The following is a 1778-nucleotide window of genomic DNA, read 5'->3' as shown; positions in this document are numbered from 1 at the left end:
CGCTGATCTGGATGTACTGGACCGAGGTGCGCCGCACCGATGTGCTCGAGGAGCGCGCAGGCGTCCAGCGTCCGAACCAGAGTTGATGTGATTACACAATGACAAGAAGGAGCAGCATTCATGCAGGCAATTGACAAGGCCGCTGTGCAGGGGCCGAAGACCACGAGTAGCGCCGACATCGTCGACTGGCGCCCGGAGGATGAGGCCTTCTGGAAGGAGAAGGGCTCGCGCATCGCCAACCGCAACCTGTGGATCTCGATCCCGAGCCTGCTGTGCGGCTTTGCCGTGTGGCTGATGTGGGGGCTGGTGACGGTGCAGATGTCCAACGCGGGCTACCCGTTCAAGCCGGAGGAGCTGTTCACGATTGCCGCCATCGCCGGTCTGTCGGGGGCGACGCTGCGCATCCCTGCCTCGTTCTTCATCCGCATCTGCGGCGGGCGCAATACGGTGTGGCTGACCACGGCGCTGCTGATGATCCCGGCCGCGGGCACGGGTTTCGCGCTGCAGAGCCTGGAGACGCCGCTGTGGGTGTTCCAGCTGCTGGCGCTGCTGTCAGGCATTGGCGGAGGCAACTTTGCGTGCTCGATGTCGAACATCTCGACCTTCTTCCCGCGCAGCCAGCAGGGCACGGCGCTGGGCCTGAACGCGGGCCTGGGCAACTTCGGCGTGACCACGATGCAGGTGCTGATCCCGCTGGTGATGACGGTGGGGCTGTTCGGCGCGCTCGCGGGCGACCCGATCCCGCTGGTCAAGGACTCGGCCTCGCTGATCGGCAAGATCACCGCGGGCACGCCGACCTACGTGCAGAACGCCGGTTTCGTGTGGCTGCTGCTGCTGGTGCCGCTGGCGGTGATCGGCTGGTTCGGCATGAACAACCTGCTCACCGTGTCGCCCAACATCGGTTCGACCGGCGCGGCGCTGGGCAAGATCATCCTGTTCTACGGCATTGCGCTGGTGGTGTCGGCGATCGGTCTGTACCTGTACCTGCCGGCGCCGACCGGCTCGGGGCTGCTCTCGGGCAACGGCATGTGGATCGTGCTGCCGCTTGTGATCGTGGGCACGCTGTACGGCATGAAGTTCGCTGCCACGGGCGAGATGAAGTCGAACCTGAACAAGCAGTTCGCGATCTTCCGCAACAAGCACACCTGGTCGATGACGGCGCTGTACGTGGTGACCTTCGGCTCGTTCATCGGCTTCTCGATGGCGCTGCCGCTGTCGATCACGGTGATCTTCGGAAACACGCACACGCTCGACCCGGCCACGCAGGCGTGGGTGCACGCCAAGAACCCGAACGCCCCCTCGGCGCTGATGTACGCATGGATCGGTCCCTTCGTGGGTGCGCTGATCCGCCCGGTGGGCGGGTGGATCTCGGACAAGCTGGGCGGCTCGATCGTGACCCAGTGGATCTCGATCGTGCTGGTGATCGCCTCGGCGGCGACCGGCTACGTGATGCTGCTGGCCTACCAGTCGGCCACGCCCGAGCAGTACTTCTTCGTGTTCATGGCGCTGTTCGTGGTGCTGTTCGCGGCCTCGGGCATCGGCAACGGCTCGACCTTCCGTACCGTGGGCTTCGTGTTCGACAAGGATGAGCGTGGCCCGGTGCTGGGCTGGACCTCGGCGGTGGCAGCCTACGGTGCGTTCATCGCGCCGGTGGTGATCGGCGGCCAGATCAAGGCCGGCTCGCCCGAGAACGCGATGTATGGCTTCGCGGTGTTCTACGCCATCTGCGTGGTCATCAACTGGTGGTTCTACCTGCGCAAGGACGCGTATATCAAGAA

The 1778-nt window shown here is 64.8% G+C and carries 1 protein-coding gene; it reads left to right on the top strand.

Going from position 1 to position 1778, the window contains the following annotated elements; translation table 11 throughout:
• Positions 1-120: 120 nt before the first annotated feature.
• On the top strand, positions 121-1778 hold a 1658-nt coding region (locus ACUH78_RS19160; RefSeq protein WP_510497609.1), incomplete at its 3' end, for an MFS transporter.

Source organism: Thauera sp. ZXT1-4 (assembly GCF_052598215.2).
This window is presented reverse-complemented; position numbering and strand designations above follow the sequence as displayed.